Annotated in this window: 14 protein-coding genes and 1 pseudogene; 7 read left to right on the top strand and 8 right to left on the bottom strand. The window is 67.2% G+C overall.

Annotated features, from left to right (window positions below):
• Positions 1-239, top strand: a pseudogene (locus tag AC1DBQ_RS15595) (MFS transporter); the annotation flags it as partial.
• Here the strand turns inward: AC1DBQ_RS15595 and AC1DBQ_RS15590 are convergent.
• The gene (locus tag AC1DBQ_RS15590; RefSeq protein WP_476929368.1) at positions 236-952 is read right to left on the bottom strand and encodes an IclR family transcriptional regulator; all 717 of its coding nucleotides are present in this window, start codon (positions 950-952) and stop codon (positions 236-238) included. The pseudogene AC1DBQ_RS15595 and the gene AC1DBQ_RS15590 sit on opposite strands and share 4 nt — an antisense overlap.
• A gap of 253 nt (positions 953-1,205) precedes the next feature.
• On the opposite strand from AC1DBQ_RS15590, the gene AC1DBQ_RS15585 reads away from it, so the two are divergent.
• The 3 genes from AC1DBQ_RS15585 (at position 1,206) to AC1DBQ_RS15575 (ending at position 4,788) form a co-directional block, all read left to right on the top strand.
• Entirely contained in the window at positions 1,206-1,757 is a 552-nt protein-coding gene (locus AC1DBQ_RS15585; RefSeq protein ID WP_476929367.1) for a flavin reductase family protein, read from the top strand.
• A gap of 53 nt (positions 1,758-1,810) precedes the next feature.
• Positions 1,811-3,265, top strand: a complete 1,455-nt coding sequence (gene hpaB / locus AC1DBQ_RS15580) for a 4-hydroxyphenylacetate 3-monooxygenase, oxygenase component (RefSeq protein WP_476929366.1) — start codon at positions 1,811-1,813, stop codon at positions 3,263-3,265.
• 191 nt (positions 3,266-3,456) lie between these two features.
• A complete protein-coding gene (locus AC1DBQ_RS15575; protein ID WP_476929365.1) occupies positions 3,457-4,788 on the top strand; it encodes an MFS transporter in 1,332 nt (443 codons plus the stop codon).
• 80 nt (positions 4,789-4,868) lie between these two features.
• On the opposite strand, the gene AC1DBQ_RS15570 is transcribed toward AC1DBQ_RS15575, so the two are convergent.
• The 6 genes from AC1DBQ_RS15570 to AC1DBQ_RS15545 form a co-directional block, all read right to left on the bottom strand.
• Positions 4,869-6,134: a hypothetical protein gene (locus AC1DBQ_RS15570; protein ID WP_476929364.1), complete on the bottom strand. Its 1,266-nt coding sequence runs from the start codon at positions 6,132-6,134 to the stop codon at positions 4,869-4,871.
• An 81-nt stretch (positions 6,135-6,215) separates the two neighbouring features.
• Positions 6,216-7,043 (bottom strand): alpha/beta fold hydrolase, encoded by an 828-nt coding sequence (locus AC1DBQ_RS15565; protein ID WP_476929363.1) that lies wholly within the window; start codon positions 7,041-7,043, stop codon positions 6,216-6,218.
• A gap of 4 nt (positions 7,044-7,047) precedes the next feature.
• A complete protein-coding gene (locus tag AC1DBQ_RS15560; protein WP_476929362.1) occupies positions 7,048-7,377 on the bottom strand; it encodes a biotin/lipoyl-containing protein in 330 nt (109 codons plus the stop codon).
• A complete protein-coding gene (locus AC1DBQ_RS15555) occupies positions 7,370-8,413 on the bottom strand; it encodes an alpha-ketoacid dehydrogenase subunit beta (protein ID WP_476929361.1) in 1,044 nt (347 codons plus the stop codon). Before AC1DBQ_RS15555 ends, AC1DBQ_RS15560 begins: the two co-directional genes overlap by 8 nt.
• Complete coding sequence (locus tag AC1DBQ_RS15550) at positions 8,406-9,455, bottom strand: thiamine pyrophosphate-dependent enzyme (RefSeq protein WP_476929360.1); 1,050 nt, start codon at positions 9,453-9,455, stop codon at positions 8,406-8,408. The genes AC1DBQ_RS15555 and AC1DBQ_RS15550 overlap by 8 nt, the downstream gene beginning before the upstream one ends.
• Before the next feature lie 222 nt (positions 9,456-9,677).
• On the bottom strand, positions 9,678-11,078 hold the full coding sequence (locus AC1DBQ_RS15545) for an amino acid permease (RefSeq protein ID WP_476929359.1): 1,401 nt from the start codon (positions 11,076-11,078) through the stop codon (positions 9,678-9,680).
• A 188-nt stretch (positions 11,079-11,266) separates the two neighbouring features.
• On the opposite strand from AC1DBQ_RS15545, the gene AC1DBQ_RS15540 reads away from it, so the two are divergent.
• Positions 11,267-11,740, top strand: coding sequence for an Lrp/AsnC family transcriptional regulator (locus tag AC1DBQ_RS15540; protein WP_476929358.1), 474 nt, complete (start codon positions 11,267-11,269; stop codon positions 11,738-11,740).
• A 13-nt stretch (positions 11,741-11,753) separates the two neighbouring features.
• Here the strand turns inward: AC1DBQ_RS15540 and AC1DBQ_RS15535 are convergent, their stop codons facing one another.
• Positions 11,754-12,368 (bottom strand): maleylpyruvate isomerase N-terminal domain-containing protein, encoded by a 615-nt coding sequence (locus AC1DBQ_RS15535; protein ID WP_476929357.1) that lies wholly within the window; start codon positions 12,366-12,368, stop codon positions 11,754-11,756.
• Between the two features lie 195 nt (positions 12,369-12,563).
• Here AC1DBQ_RS15535 and AC1DBQ_RS15530 point away from each other — a divergent pair, with 195 nt between their 5' ends.
• Both AC1DBQ_RS15530 and nadA read left to right on the top strand, forming a co-directional pair.
• Positions 12,564-13,280, top strand: a complete 717-nt coding sequence (locus tag AC1DBQ_RS15530; RefSeq protein WP_476929369.1) for an NUDIX hydrolase — start codon at positions 12,564-12,566, stop codon at positions 13,278-13,280.
• A complete protein-coding gene (nadA, locus tag AC1DBQ_RS15525; protein WP_476929356.1) occupies positions 13,277-14,584 on the top strand; it encodes a quinolinate synthase NadA in 1,308 nt (435 codons plus the stop codon). The genes AC1DBQ_RS15530 and nadA overlap by 4 nt, the downstream gene beginning before the upstream one ends.
• Positions 14,585-14,616 lie beyond the last annotated feature (32 nt).

Genomic DNA, 14,616 nt, shown 5'->3' with positions numbered 1-14,616 from the left:
GCGGCCTAGTGGCTCCGGCCGGAAAGCTCGGCACGGTCATGACGGCCCTGGCCAGCGGCATCGTAGCAGGCACCGCGCTCGGATCCTCCATCGCCGGACAGCTCGCCCAGAACTTCGAGTTTTCAACGGCGTTCCTCGTGCCGGTGTGCGCCGCGACGGCGCTGTTCCTCCTGGGGACGGCCGCCGCCGTCGTCCTCCGGCAACGCGGCAGGACGACGGGCCCGGGCGCGGGCGTTTAGCCCAGCTGCGCCTCGATGCGCCGGGCCGCCTCCCTGAGGGCGCCGGCGACCTCTGCCTGATCCTGCGCCGCGCGGATGTAGACCACCGCGAGGGCGGCCGGCCGGCCTCCCGGCACGCGCAGCGGCACCGCGAGGGAAGACACGCCGGTAATGACCTCGTCGTGGCTCGCCGCAAAGCCGCGGCGCCGGGCCTCGGCCGCTTCGGCCCGGTACGGGATGCCCGGGGCCAGGGACTGCCACTCCTGCTCCGTGAAGGCGGACTGGATGGCGATGCCCGGCGCGCCGGCGCTGATGGGATGCCGCGACCCCGGATGCTGCACGACAGCGGGGCCGCTGTGCCGCGGATCGACGGTCACCAGCGTCACGCACTCCTCCCGGTCCCAGACGGCCACGAAGGCGCTCATCGTCAGGGTGTTGGCCAGCTGGGTCAGTTCCGGCAGGGCCGCCGACTGCAAGTTGCGCGAGACGCCCCGGGCCAGGACGGCAAGGCCCGGGCCCGGCTGGACACGGCCGCCGTCGTCGCGCACCAGCAGCGAATGGTCTTCGAGGGTGCGCAGGATGCGGTAGGCCACGGAGCGGTGGACACCCATGGCKTCGGCGAGTTCGGCGATGGTGAGCGGCTGCTGTGCTTCGGCGAGGATCTCCAGGGCMCTGATGCCGCGCGAGAGCGTCTGGGACGGGGAGGCCTGGGCGCTGCCGGCGTTCGGGGTCATGGGATCCATCCTAGGGGCGGGGTCGCGGTAAGCCTGGTTCGCCGGAGGCTCTTGTGTTCCGGCTCACGGTCCGCTAGCGTTCTATATGGGAACTATTTGTTCGATTATAGAACACCAACCTATAAAAAGCCCGAGCATAGAAAGCCCGAGCATAAAACGCCCAAGAGAAAATACAGCGCCAGGAAAACTGCAGCCCGTGAGAGCATGCGCTGCGCCGCCTGGGAAGACCGCCACCGAACCCAAGGGATCATCGATGATTGCCGAGCCTCGCGACCATGCCGGGGATGCCCCGGGCGCCGGGCGTGTCCACGGCCGGGTGGCCGACCCGCGGGCCAACCATTTCCGGGGCAGCCTCGGCAGGTACGCCACCGGCGTCGCGATCGTCACCTTCGACGGGGTGACGAAGCGCCACGGCATCACCGTCAACTCCTTCACGTCCGTCTCAATGGACCCGCCGCTGGTGCTGGTGAGCATCGCCCGCACCGCCAAGGCGCACGATGAACTCGCCGGGCGGCCCTTCACGGTGAACATCMTCGGCGCCGAGCAGCGGCAGTTGGCCATGCACTTCGCCGGCCGCCCCGGCCCCGAGCCGCTGTGGGTKGAAGGGGAGACCGCGCCGCGGCTGTCCAATGTGCTCGCCTACTTCGCGTGCAGGCCCTGGGCGGCCTACGACGGCGGCGACCACACCCTGTACATCGGCGAGGTGGCGGACTTCAACTACCGCAACGGCGATGCCCTGGCGTTCGCCAACGGATCGTTCACCACMATCCCGGAAAGCCAGCTGGGCATGGAAGACCTGCTCTAGCCCCCGCACCCCCTTCAAGACCGCTCAGCTCAACGACGACTGGAGAAAGACCAATGGGTATCCGCACCGGACGGCAGTATCGGGACAAGCTCAACGCCATGACCCCGCATGTCGTGATCGACGGCGAGGTGGTCAGCGAGAAGATCGCCGAGCACCCTGCCTTCCGCAACGTGGCCCGCTCCTACGCCAGGCTCTTCGACATGCAGCACGATCCGAAGTACCAGGACGCGCTGACCTACACCTCGCCGAGCACCGGCGACCTCGTCAACGCGTCCTTCCTGGTGCCGAGGACCATTGAGGACCTCCAGCGCCGGCGCCGGGCCATCTCCACGTGGGCCGAGTCCTCCAACGGCTTCCTTGGYCGCTCCGGGGACTACATGAACTCCTCGCTCACCGCGCTCAGCACGGCCGAGAAGTGGTTCTCTCAGGCGGATCCGAAGTTCGGTGAGAACATCCGCAACTACTACGAGTGGGCCCGGGAGAACGACGTCCTGGCCACGCACACCCTCATCCCGCCGCAGGTGAACCGCTCGGTCTCCGGTTCGGAGCAGCTCGGCGGCCAGCTCTCGGCCCGKATCATCGAGGAGCGCGAGGACGGGATCGTCATCCACGGTGCGCGCATGCTTGCCACCATCGCCCCGATCGCCGACGAGCTCCTGGTCTTCCCGTCCACGGTGCTCCGCGGCACCCCGGAAGACGCCCCCTACTCGTACGCCTTCGCCATTCCCAATGATGCCCCGGGCCTGCGCTACCTCTGCCGTACCTCGCTCTACAACGGCGGCAGCACCCACGACGAGCCGCTCGCCTCCCGCTATGAGGAAATGGACGCCGTCGCGGTCTTCGACCACGTCTTCGTGCCCAACGAGCGCATCTTCATGCTCGGCAACCCGCAACTGTGCAACAGCTTCTACTCCGAAACCGGCGCCGGCGCGCTCATGACCCACCAGGTGGTCACCCGCACTATCGCCAAGAGCGAGTTCTTCCTGGGCCTGGCATCCKAGCTGGCCGAATCGATCGGCATCGACGGCTTCCAGCACATCCAGGAGGACATCGCGGAGCTGATTATCGACGTCGAAATCGGCCGGGCGCTGGTCCGCGCCTCCGAGGCCGATGCCGAGCTCAACGACGCCGGCGTCATGCTGCCCAAGTGGTCCACCCTGAACGCCGCCCGCAACTGGTACCCGAAGATAKCCCAGCGCTTCCCGCAGATCATCCGCAAGTTCTCGGCGTCGGGCCTCATGGCGCTGCCGGGCGAGGCGGACGTGAACAGCGAGGCCCGCGCGGACATCGAGCTGTACCTGCAGGGCAAGACCCTGACCGGTCCCGAGCGCGTCCGGCTCTTCAAGCTGGCCTTCGACGCCTCGATTTCCGGGTTCTCCGGGCGGCAGTCCCTCTACGAGTACTTCTTCTTCGGGGACCCGGTCCGCATGGCCGGCGCCCTCGTCAACAGCTACGACCGTGAGCCGGTCCGCGCCCGGATCCGCGACTTCCTCGCCCGCACCGACTGACGCGCGAAAGACGCACCCCGGAAATGTGTGCGCGATATCACATTTTCAYAGTAGTATCCTACATACCAACTGACCGTTCGATCAGTAATTAGAGTGATCCGCAGCTCCTGCGGCACGAGTTCCACAAGGCACCAGCTAGTCACTTCGCACCCACCCCGGGCAGTACCTCTGCCCCCAGCAACGGAGTTCCAATGACCGTAACTTCATCCGTAGATTCAGTAGCGGGTCCCAGCAGCAAACATGAGGAACGCAAGGTCCTCGCCGGGACGCTGGTCGGCACCACCATCGAGTGGTACGACTTCTTTATTTTTGCCCAGCTGACGGCAACGCTGCTGTCACCGTTGTTCCTGGCCCCGCTGAACGCATCCAACCCCGGCCTGGCACAGATCCTGTCCTTCGCCCTCATCGGCATCAGCTTCCTGTTCCGCCCGCTTGGCGCGATCGTTGCCGGCCACCTGGGCGACCGCCTCGGCCGCAAGGCCATGCTCGTCTTTACGCTGGTCATGATGGGTGCCGCTACGGCCCTGATCGGCATGCTGCCCACCTACGCGCAGATCGGCGTCTGGGCCCCGATCCTGCTCATCACGCTCCGCGTCATCCAAGGCTTCTCCGCCGGCGGTGAATGGGGCGGCGCCGCGCTGATGGCCGTGGAGCATGCTCCGCTCAGCAAGCGCGGCCTCTTCGGCGCCTACCCGCAGATCGGTGTACCGGTGGGCATGATCCTCGCCACGGGCCTGCTGTACTTCCTGAACACCAGCATGTCCAAGGAAGACTTCGCCTCCTGGGGCTGGCGTGTGCCGTTCCTGCTCTCCATCGTGCTGATCGTCGTCGGTTACCTGATCCGCCGCGCCGTGTCCGAAAGCCCCGTCTTCAAGGAGATGCAAGACCGCAAGGAAGAGAGCAAGGCGCCCCTCGGCGAGCTGATCCGCAAGCACAAGAAGGCCGTCCTTTACTCCACGATGATCTTCATGGGCAACAACGCCGCCGGCTACCTGCTGATCGCCTTCTTCATCTCCTACGCCACCAAGACGCTGAAGATGCAGACCCCGCAGATCCTGCTGGCCACCACGCTGGCTTCCTTCGGCTGGCTGATCTTCACGCTGGTCGGCGGCTGGCTCTCGGACAAGATCGGCCGCGTCAAGACGTTCCTGCTCGGCTACGCAATCGTCTTCGCCTGGATGATCCCGATGTTCGCCCTCATCGACACCAAGGACATCGTGCTCTACGGCGTGGCGCTGTTCGTCCTCACGATCGGCCTGGGCCTGTCCTACGGCCCCATGTCCGCCATGTACGCCGAGATGTTCCCGGCCAAGGTCCGCTACTCCGGCATCTCGATCGGCTACGCGTTCGGCGCCATCCTCGGCGGCGCCTTTGCGGCCATGATCGCCGAAGCGCTCCTGCAGGGCACCCACTGGACCGGCTCCATCGGCATCTACATCATGATCCTGTGCGTCATTTCCGCCGTCGGCGTCCTGCTGGCCGGCGAAACCCGCGGCCGCCCGCTGGGCCTCAGCAAGCACTAGGCCGCACAACAACGACGCGGGGTCACCTGCGGKCMATCCKAACCATTCGGACGGGCCGCAAGTGGCCCCGCGTTGCTGTTCTAGTACCCGGGGGCGCTGCCCTTGAACTGGGACCATTTCCCGGCCACCCTGCCGTCGTTTGAGGCGACGATGAGGTMTCCGCGCAAGGTCGGGCCCAGGACGTTCCGGATACCTTGGCCGGCAGGCCGGGCATCCTTGTCCCGCCAGACTTCGGTCACCGTGTAGCCGTCGAACGTTGCGATGACAAAGGAGTACCCGGAGGCAACATCGGGACAGAAGCCAAAAAAGGCCGGCGCGTCATCCCCCACGCGCCTGATCCGGCTGATGCCCTGGCATAGATGCATACCCAGACTTGCCGGCGCGTCATAGGCGAGATCCAGCGTGTAGTGCCCTGTGTGAATTTTGCCCTCGGTGCGATTGATCCGGTGCAGTCCGGAAGGATTGACATCCCCCGCCAGGAGGACGCAGCGGGGCAGGGGCAGAATGCCCACAGTCTGCGTTCCGTTCGTACCCGAGAAGTAGTGGGCTTCCTGCCATGTTGCCCCKAGGTTGTCGGAGTAGAGGACGCCGTTGGAGCCGGCTCCGGACATGTTGTCCCCAAAATTGAGCCAGATACGGTCCCAGTAGGGATCCCAGGCCACTCCGTGAAGGTGATGCCCCTTCGTGCTGAGGCCCTTTGCCGTCAGCCATGCATTMAGGTCAAAGATTGTCGTCCACGTCCTGCCGTAGTCCAGGGACAGATACGTGTAACGCGCGTTCTTGCCCTCGGCGATAATTTCCGTGCCACCGGACCACGTGTAGCCGGATTTCGGTCCGTATTCGTTGGCCAGGACAATGTTGTCGTGGACGGCGAGCCCCCAAGCGGAAGCAAACTTGACCTGGGGATTGGACCCGTTCAGGACCACCGTCCACGAGGCCGAGCCGGACCCGTAGCCGCTGGACACATATGCGCGCCGCATGTTGGTGGCCGTAATCAGGACGAACACCAGCAGCTCGCCGTTGTCCAGGGGAACGACGGCTTCGACGAACTCCCCGGCAAACGTCCTGACAGTTGTCCAGGTCAGCCCTTCGTCCCGGGTTTCCTTCAAAGTGCCGCTGTAGCAGTTCCATCCCCGGACCCGGTTCCTGTCCATGGCCACCATGATCTCCGACTGCAGCCGGGACGTTCCCGTGAGGGTCGTGGCGGTCAGGGGTGCCCGGTCCGGGACCGCGTAGGCGACCGGGGCCAGCAGTGCTTCGGGCGCGGTCACGGCGGCGGCAGCTGGTGGAGCGCCCAGGACCGGGAGAACGGCCGGCAGCGATGTCGCTGCGACTAAACCCAACATTGAGCGGCGTCCGATTTCAGCCATGAGGCACGTTAGGACGCGCACCTTGCAAAAAGGTTGGGCACTGCGCCTTTGAAGCCCCTAGACGGCCAGGAAGCTGATGGCCCCCTGCTTGAAGGCGCGGCTGGTGACGGCATTGGTGTRGTTACGGCCGGGCAGGGTGAGCTGCTCCACCATCGCGCCGGACTTCGCTCCCAGGGCGGCGAGGTCCGGCATGGAAGCGGCGCGGTCGTCCTTCTCCCCGGCCACCAGCAGCATCGGCATGGGCGGGATTGCCTCGGCAGGATCGAACGGCTCGCCCTTGATGGCCTCCACGAGCGAGAGCAGCGCGAAAATGTTGTTGCTGGGCAGCAACTGGGCCATCTTCAGCAGTTCGGCAGTCGATGCGTCGGCGATCGGGGTGCCGTCGGCCAGGTACCGCTGCGCGGCCACGAGGTCAAAGTCCGCCAGCGGATCCGCGGTGTTCGGCCCGCCCAGCACCAGGCGGTGCACCAGCTCATGCTGGGTGGCGCCAAACTCCCAGGCCAGCCGGGACCCCAGAGAATAGCCGATCACGTCGAGCCCGCTGGACGGGTCGCCGTCGCGCAGGGGGCGGGCACCGGCGTCGAACGCGATCTGGAGCAGGTCCGCACGGATCCGGCTGGGGGAGTAGGAGTCCATGTCTTCGGGGGCGCCACTGCGCCCGTGACCTGGCAGGTCCACGGTGATGACGCGACGGCCGGCGTCCAGGAGCGCGGTGAGCCAGCCGGTGTCCTCCCAGTTGAGTTTGGAGGAGGAGGAAAACCCGTGCAGCAGCAGGATCGGACGGAGCCCGGCGTMGTTCTGGGGCTCATGCACCTCCACATACAGCTGGGGGTCGGTGCCCTCCACGGTGTGGGAATGCTGTTCKCCGGTGTGTCTGCCGMTCATGGTGTCAGTCCTCATCAAGTACGGCGCTCAGGCGGACCCGGCGCTTCGGTGCCTCTTCCTTCGGGACCGTGCCCACGATGCCGGCGGTATCGTCMGGGACCTCGAACACAATCAGGGGCTMGCCGACATTGATCTTGTCACCGGGCCCGCCGTGGATACGCACCACTTTACCTGCCTGCGGGCTGGGCAATTCAACGGCCGATTTGGTGGTTTCGACCTCCACGAGCGGCTGGTTGCGCTCCACCTGGTCTCCCGGGGAAACGAGCCATTCCAGCACGGTCGCTTCGATCAGGCCCTCGCCGAGATCCGGCAGCGGGAAGGAAATTTCAGCCACGTTTGTACTCCAATACTCGCTGGATCCCGAAGAGGATCCGGTCAATGTTCGGGATGTATTCGTCTTCCAGATCGCCGGAGGGATACGGGACGTCGAAGCCGGTGACGCGCTCCACCGGCGCCTTGAGCGTGCCGAAGCAGCTCTGCGTGATCAGCTGCGCCACTTCGGCGCCGAGGCCCGAGGTGAGCGGCGCTTCATGGACGACGACGGCGCGGCGCGTCTTGCGCACGGAGGCGGCCAGCGCCTCGGCGTCGATCGGCTTGAGCCAGCGCAGGTCCAGGACCTCGATGTCGATCCCGTCTTCCGCGGCGAGCTCGGCCACCTGCAGGCAGCGGGCCACCATGGCGCCCCACGCGACGAGCGTCAGGTGGCGGCCCTCACGCATKACCTTGGCCCCGGTGGGGGAGGCACCGGCCGCATCGTGCCGGGCGAGGTTCACCTCGCCCTTCTGCCAGTAGCGGGACTTCGGTTCCATGAAGATGACCGGGTCCGGCCGCGTCGCGGCGAACTTGAGCAGGTGGTAGGCCTCGTGCGGGTTCGACGGCGAGACCACCTTCAGGCCCGGGACGTGGGCAAAGAGCGCTTCGAGGCTTTCGCCGTGGTGTTCGGGTGCCCGGATGCCGCCGAAGCTGGGCACGCGAAGGGTGATCGGCATGGGCATGGTGCCCCGGCTGCGGTAGTTCATCCGGGCGATCTGGCACACGATCTGGTTGATGGCCGGGTAAGCGAAGCCGTCGAACTGGACCTCGGGGATGGGGTGGAAGCCGGCCATCGCCAGGCCGACGGACATGCCGAGGATGCCGGATTCCGCCAGCGGGGTGTCAAAGACCCGCTKCGGGCCGTGCTTGGCCTGCAGGCCGTCTGTGATCCGGAAGACGCCGCCGAGCCGGCCGCAGTCCTCGCCGAAGATCAGGGTTCTCGGGTTATCCGCCAGGACCTCGTCGAGGGCGCGGTTGAGCGCCTGCTGCATGGACATCACGGTGGTTGAGGCGGGACTTTCCACTACAGCATCGCTTTCAAGCATCGAGTTAGACATGTTCGGACTCCTCGCGCCAGTTGGCGGCCTGGGCCTGCAGGGCAGGGGTGGTTTCCTGGAAGACCAGGTCAAACATTTCAGTGCCGGGCCGGGATCCGAGCGCTTGGATGCCGGTACGGATCTGTTCCTCTTCGGCCTTGGCCGCTGCGAGGGCCTCCGCAAAGAAGGCCTCGCCGGCGATGCCGTCGGCGAGCAGCCGCTGGCGGAGCCGTTCGAGMGGATCGATGCCGGCGCMGTCGCGCTCCTCATCGAGGGAGCGGTAGCGGCCCGGATCATCGGAGGTGGAGTGCGGGCCGCGGCGGTAGGTCATCGCCTCGATCACGACGGGTCCGTTGCCGGCCCGGGCGTGCGCGAAGGCGCGGCGGGTGGCCTCGACGACGGCGGCGACGTCGTCGCCGTCGATGTGCAGTGCGGGGATGCCGTACCCGGCGGCGCGGGMGGCGACGGAACCGCCGGCTACCTGACGTTCGGTGGGCACGGAGATGGCCCACCCGTTGTTCTGGATGAAGAACACCACGGGCGCCTTCATCACGCCGGCGAAGTTMATGGCCTCATGGACATCGCCCTGGGACGATGCGCCGTCGCCGAAATACGTCAGGGCGACGCCGAGCTTTCCGTCGGCGCTGCCGGACAGCGTCTGGCCGTGGGCCCAGCCGACGGCGTGCAGCACGGAACCGGCGACGACCGCCTGGATCGGGGCCAGCCGGGATTCCACCGGGTTGTACAGCCCGCCATGCCACGTGGCTTTGTGGGTGGACATGTAGGCCACCATKTCCACGCCCATGGTGCGGGCGACGCCCATCTCACGGTAGGTGGGGAAGACGAAGTCGCGGGTGGTGTCCACGGCGTAGCCGCTGCCCACCTGGGCCGCTTCCTGGCCGAGTTCGGGCGCGTAGCCGGGGATGATGCCCTGCCGCTGCCAGGCGATGGCCKAGGTGTCGAGGTGCCGGACGGCCACCATCAGCGAATAGAGCTCGCGGAGCTCATCGGCAGTAAGGGCCCCGGCATCGGCGCCGGAAGCCACGGGGAGAAGTGTGTCCATGCCTGTGACCCTAGTCACCGGCGGCAGAGTGGGCAATCAGCCTAGGTATTACTGGCCAGACTGCATAATTCTGCGTCACCTTGGGCCTAAGCATGTGGCAATTTGTCTAGCGTCCCGCGAATCCGGCCTGCCATGGCCGCGCCCGCCTCCGGGGGTGCCGCGGCGTAACGGTCGTGCCGGGGGAGTGCCGCTGCGCGGACGCGAAGCGGCACTCCCTCCGGGCTATTMGGACTGCCGGGCGGCGGCCCGGTTGCCGGTGACGCGGGCGCCGATCCAGCATGCCGCGGCGATGCCGGCGACGAGGGCCAGGGTGCTGAAGAGCTGCTTGCTGCTCTCGGGGTTGCTGAAGCCGACTGCGAAGATCAGCGCCAGGAGCGCCAGGCCGAAGATCGTCAGCCCGGGGAAGCCCTTCATCCGCAGCGGCAGCGGGGTGCCGTCCCGGTCGGCGCGGYGGCGCAGGATCAGCTGCGACACGAGGGCTGAGCCCCACACCACGAGGCACGTGGACCCGACAAGCTGGAACAGGGCCGGCAGGATCTGGTCCGGGAAGAGCAGCTCCAGGAGGGCGGCCAGGAAGCCGAAGGCGACAGAGACGCTGACGGCCAGCACGGGGACCCGGGCCGTGTTGAGCCTCGAGAGGAACCGCGGGGCCTCGCCGCGCTCGGCGAGCGAGTACACCATGCGCGATGCGCCGTAGAGGTTGGCGTTCAGGGCGGACAGCAGTGCGACGACGGCGACCAGCGTGATCGCGGCGCCGGCGCCGGGGATCCGGGCGGTGTCGAGCACGCCGGCGAAGGGGGATTTCAAGGCCGCCGAGGTTGAGGGCAGGACGGCGGCGATGACGAATACCGAGCCGATGTAAAACACGAGGATCCGCCAGACCACGGTGCGGATCGCCTGTGCCACGCTGTGCTGCGGGTTCTCCGTCTCGGCCGCGGCGACGCTGACGATCTCCGTGCCGCCGAAGGCGAAGATCACCACGAAGAGCGCGGTGGCGATGCCGCCCAGGCCCGCCGGGGCGAAATTGGAGGTGAAGTTGCTTAGGCCCGGGGACGGGACGTCCGGCAGCCAGCCCAGCAGCAGGGCCGCKCCGATGCCGAGGAACAGCAGGATGGCAGCCACCTTGAGGATGGCGAACCAGAACTCGAACTCGCCGAAGTTCTTCACGCCGGCGAGGTTGACCGCCGTGAACAGGGCCATGAAGATCAGGGACAGCGCCCAGACTGGGATTACCGGCCATACGGTGAACAGGAGGGCGGCCGCACCCAGCGCCTCAGCCGCGATGACCACCACGAGCTGCAGCCACCAGAGCCAGCCGACGGTCGCGCCGGCGGTCTTGCCCATGGCCTTTTGCGCGTAGACGGAGAACGCGCCGCTGTTGGGGTTGGCGGCGGCCATCTCGCCGAGCGCCCACATGACCAAAATGATCAGGGTTCCTGCGACGAGGTAGGAGATCAGTACGGCCGGCCCCGCCGCCTGGATTCCGGCACCTGAGCCGAGGAACAGGCCGGCGCCGATCGCGCTGCCCAGTCCCATCATGGTCAGCTGCCGCGGCTTCATGCTGTGCMCMAGGGTCGGGGCCTGACGGGCGGTGGGTAACTTCGCGGTGGACTTCGTTGTCATGTGKCGAACCTTCGTGTGGTTTTTTTGATCTGGGTGTCCTTATGGGACCTATTGAATTTACCGTCTTTGGGCCGGCCTTTCCGGCCGCCGCAGTGCCAAGGCCGTGAGAGCATGGTGGCAGTTTGCTCACTGAATCGGGAATCCGGCAACGGTTTGTCCGGCCCGKGCCGCTTGGGAGGGAAGAATCCATGGATGTCGATCCGCTGGATGCAAAGATTKTCCGATTTTTCACGGATTCACCGAGGGCCTCTGTTCTGGAAGCCTCGCGGGTCCTGAAGGTGGCCCGCGCCACCGTGCAGTCGCGGCTGGACCGGATGCAGGACGGCGGCGTGATCGGCTCCTGGGTGCCGCAGCCCGACCCGGCGCACTTCGGCTTCCCCGTGGTGGCGTTCTGTTCCCTCACCATCAACCAGGACCTCGGGCACGACGCCGTCGTGGAGGCCCTGGCGCAGATCCCCGAGCTGATCGAAATCCACACGGTCTCCGGGAGTTCGGACCTCATGGCCCGCATAGCCGCACGCTCCAATTCGGACCTCCAGCGCGTCCTCGATGCCATGATCGGCACCCGGACCGTGCTGCGTTCCTCCTCCGTGATCGTCCTGAACACCCACTTCCAGGGGCGCACCCTGCCGCTGCTGGAGGCCGCGGCCGGACGCCGGTGAATCGACGGCGGCCCTACACGACGCTGAGGTTCCCGGGCAGTCCGGAGCGCCCCGCGAGCAGGAGCAGCAGGTCCGGGGCCGAGGGCAGCCGCGCGCCGATGGCCCCGGCGAGTTCCAGGGACGCGGCGATAGCGGGGGAGAGCGTATCGGGCGGCGGGAGGCCGATGGCGCGGGCCAGGTCCAGGCCGTGCACGGCGAGTTCGAAGCTGCGGKTCGGCAGGTAGTCGATGAGGGTCATTGCCCCGGCGGCGGTGGCGACGGGTGCGTCGTCCGGGGTCTTCGCGACGAGTTCCGTGACCCGATCCACGAGGTTCCTGACGGCGGCGGCCGGGTCGCGGCCGAGGGCTTCGCCGGCCTCCCGGCCGCGCGCGGCGATGGCCTCGGGCGGCACGCCGCCGCGGATCGCCAGGAAATAGGCTACCGGGCCGTCGAGCCTGTCTCCGCTGGCGGGGGTGGAGAGGTACGTCTCGACGGTGCTCAGCGCCCGGCTCGTGTGGCCCGTCAGTGCGCGGACGTCCCACTCGCCCAGCGCGGGCCTGGTCCAGGCGGCTTCTGGCACGTGTTCCGCCAGTTCCAGGAACGCACGCGCCGCTCCGAGGTAGCAGTATCTAATCTCCACAGCATCCATACGGCCGATTATTGTCCCGCCGGCGTGAGCTTCCAACCAAGGCCGCAGTGACGGCAGGCCCGCAACATTTCGCTTCAGGAGCCAGTGGTCGTAGAATTAGTTCTAGTCACATTGACTATAACTAGTCCGGCGGTCGGGCCGGCACCTTCCGGGGGTCCCCACGGGGACCGCCCAGGAGTCTGGAATGCGGGGTGAATCGCCGTCTACACGACAGCTGCCAACGTCTCGGAGCRCCAACTCGCCCMGCCGTYGCTGGCCATCTCCACTGTGATCTTTGCGCTGCGTCCCAGCGAGCGGTCCGGACGGCCCACCCTCTGGATCCCGCTGGTGCGCCGTATCCGGGAACCGTTCAAGGGCCTCTGGGCACTGCCCGGCGGCCCGCTCACGCACTCCGAGTCCCTCCAGGATGCCGCGTCCCGGAACCTGCGCGAGACCACCGGACTGGCCCCGAACTTCCTCGAGCAGCTCTACGCCTTCGGCGGCCTGCACCGCTCACCCACCCAGCGCGTCGTCTCGATCGTGTACTGGGCGCTGGTCCAGCCCACGGAGGCYGCKCTCGCGGACGAGTCGGAGAACGTTCGCTGGTTCCGCGCCGACCGGCTCGGCGAGCTCGCCTTCGACCACAACGCGATCATCGACTATGCCCTGTGGCGGCTGCGCAACAAGATGGCCTACGGATCCATCGCGTACCACCTGCTGGGCGAGTACTTCACCCTCGCCCAGGTCCGGGAAGTCTACGAGGCCGTCCTGGACCGCGAACTCGATCCGGCCAACTTCCGCCGGCAGGTCAAGGCCACGCCGGAAATCGAAGAAACCGATMAATACCTGCAGGGCGGCAAGCACCGCCCGCCCCGCCTCTACCGCTTTACCGGCCGCCCCGGCCTTGACCCAGACAACAGGAGCACACCATGAGCAGCGTCAACACGGCAATCCAGCTGATCACGCGCGAGCAGGCCACCACCATGGCAGGCGGCGCGGCGGCCAACACCTGCAGCCCCGCCCTGGCGCGCGGGCCGTGGGATTTCGACCTCGCCGAGGCCCTCGCCGGGGTGCCCGCGTACGGTCCCGGCGCCTCGTCCGCCGACGCCGCCCCGGCGTCGACCCCGCGGCAGGGGCAGTTGCCGGAGGAGTACAAGCTCGCCAGCGACGCCGAACTCGACGCCMGCATCCGCGCCGCGAAAGCGGCACTGGGGGAGCGCGCCGTCGTGCTGGGGCACTTCTACCAGCGCGACGAAGTGGTCGAATACGCCGACTTCGTGGGCGATTCCTTCCAGCTCGCCAACGCGGCACTGACCCGCCCGGAAGCCGAAGCTATCATCTTCTGCGGCGTCCACTTCATGGCCGAAACCGCGGACATCCTGTCCCGGCCCGAGCAGGCCGTCATCCTGCCCAACCTTGCCGCGGGCTGCTCCATGGCGGACATGGCGGACATCGACTCGGTCACCGAGTGCTGGGAACAGCTCGAGGAGCTTTTCGGAACGGAACCCGACGCCGACGGCCGGGTTCCGGTCATTCCGGTCACCTACATGAACTCCTCGGCCGCCCTCAAGGGCTTCTGCGGCGAGCATGGCGGCATCGTCTGCACCTCCTCGAACGCCGCMACCGTGCTCGAATGGGCGTTCGAGCGCGGMCAGCGCGTGCTCTTCTTCCCGGACCAGCATCTGGGCCGCAACACCGCCAAGGCCATGGGCGTCCCGCTGGACCGGATGCCGATGTGGAACCCGCGCAAGGACCTCGGCGGCAACGATGAACAGACGCTGCAGGACTCCCGCGTGATCCTCTGGCACGGTTTCTGCTCCGTCCACAAGCGCTTCAACGTCSGCCAGATCGACAAGGCCCGGGCCGAGTTCCCCKGCGTGCAGGTCATCGTGCACCCGGAATGCCCCATGGAGGTGGTCGACGCCGCCGACGCCGCCGGCTCCACCGACTTCATCCGCAAGGCCATCGCCGCCGCCACGGAGCCCACCACCTTCGCCGTCGGCACGGAGATCAACCTCGTCAACCGGCTGGCCGCGGAGTACCCGCAGCACACCATCTTCTGCCTGGACCCGGTGATCTGCCCCTGCTMCACGATGTACCGCATCCACCCCGGCTACCTTGCCTGGGTCCTGGAGGCGCTCGTCCGGGGCGAAGTGGTCAACCGCATCACGGTGGAGGACGGTGTCGCGGCCCCGGCAAAGGTGGCGCTGGAACGCATGCTGGCGGCGCGGCCGTGACCAGGCGGCTGGTGATTGTCGGCAGCGGGGTT

The organism is Arthrobacter sp. 10T413_2 (genome assembly GCF_056394205.1).
The sequence above is the reverse complement of the archived record's forward strand: the minus strand, read 5'-3'. Positions and strand labels throughout refer to the sequence as shown.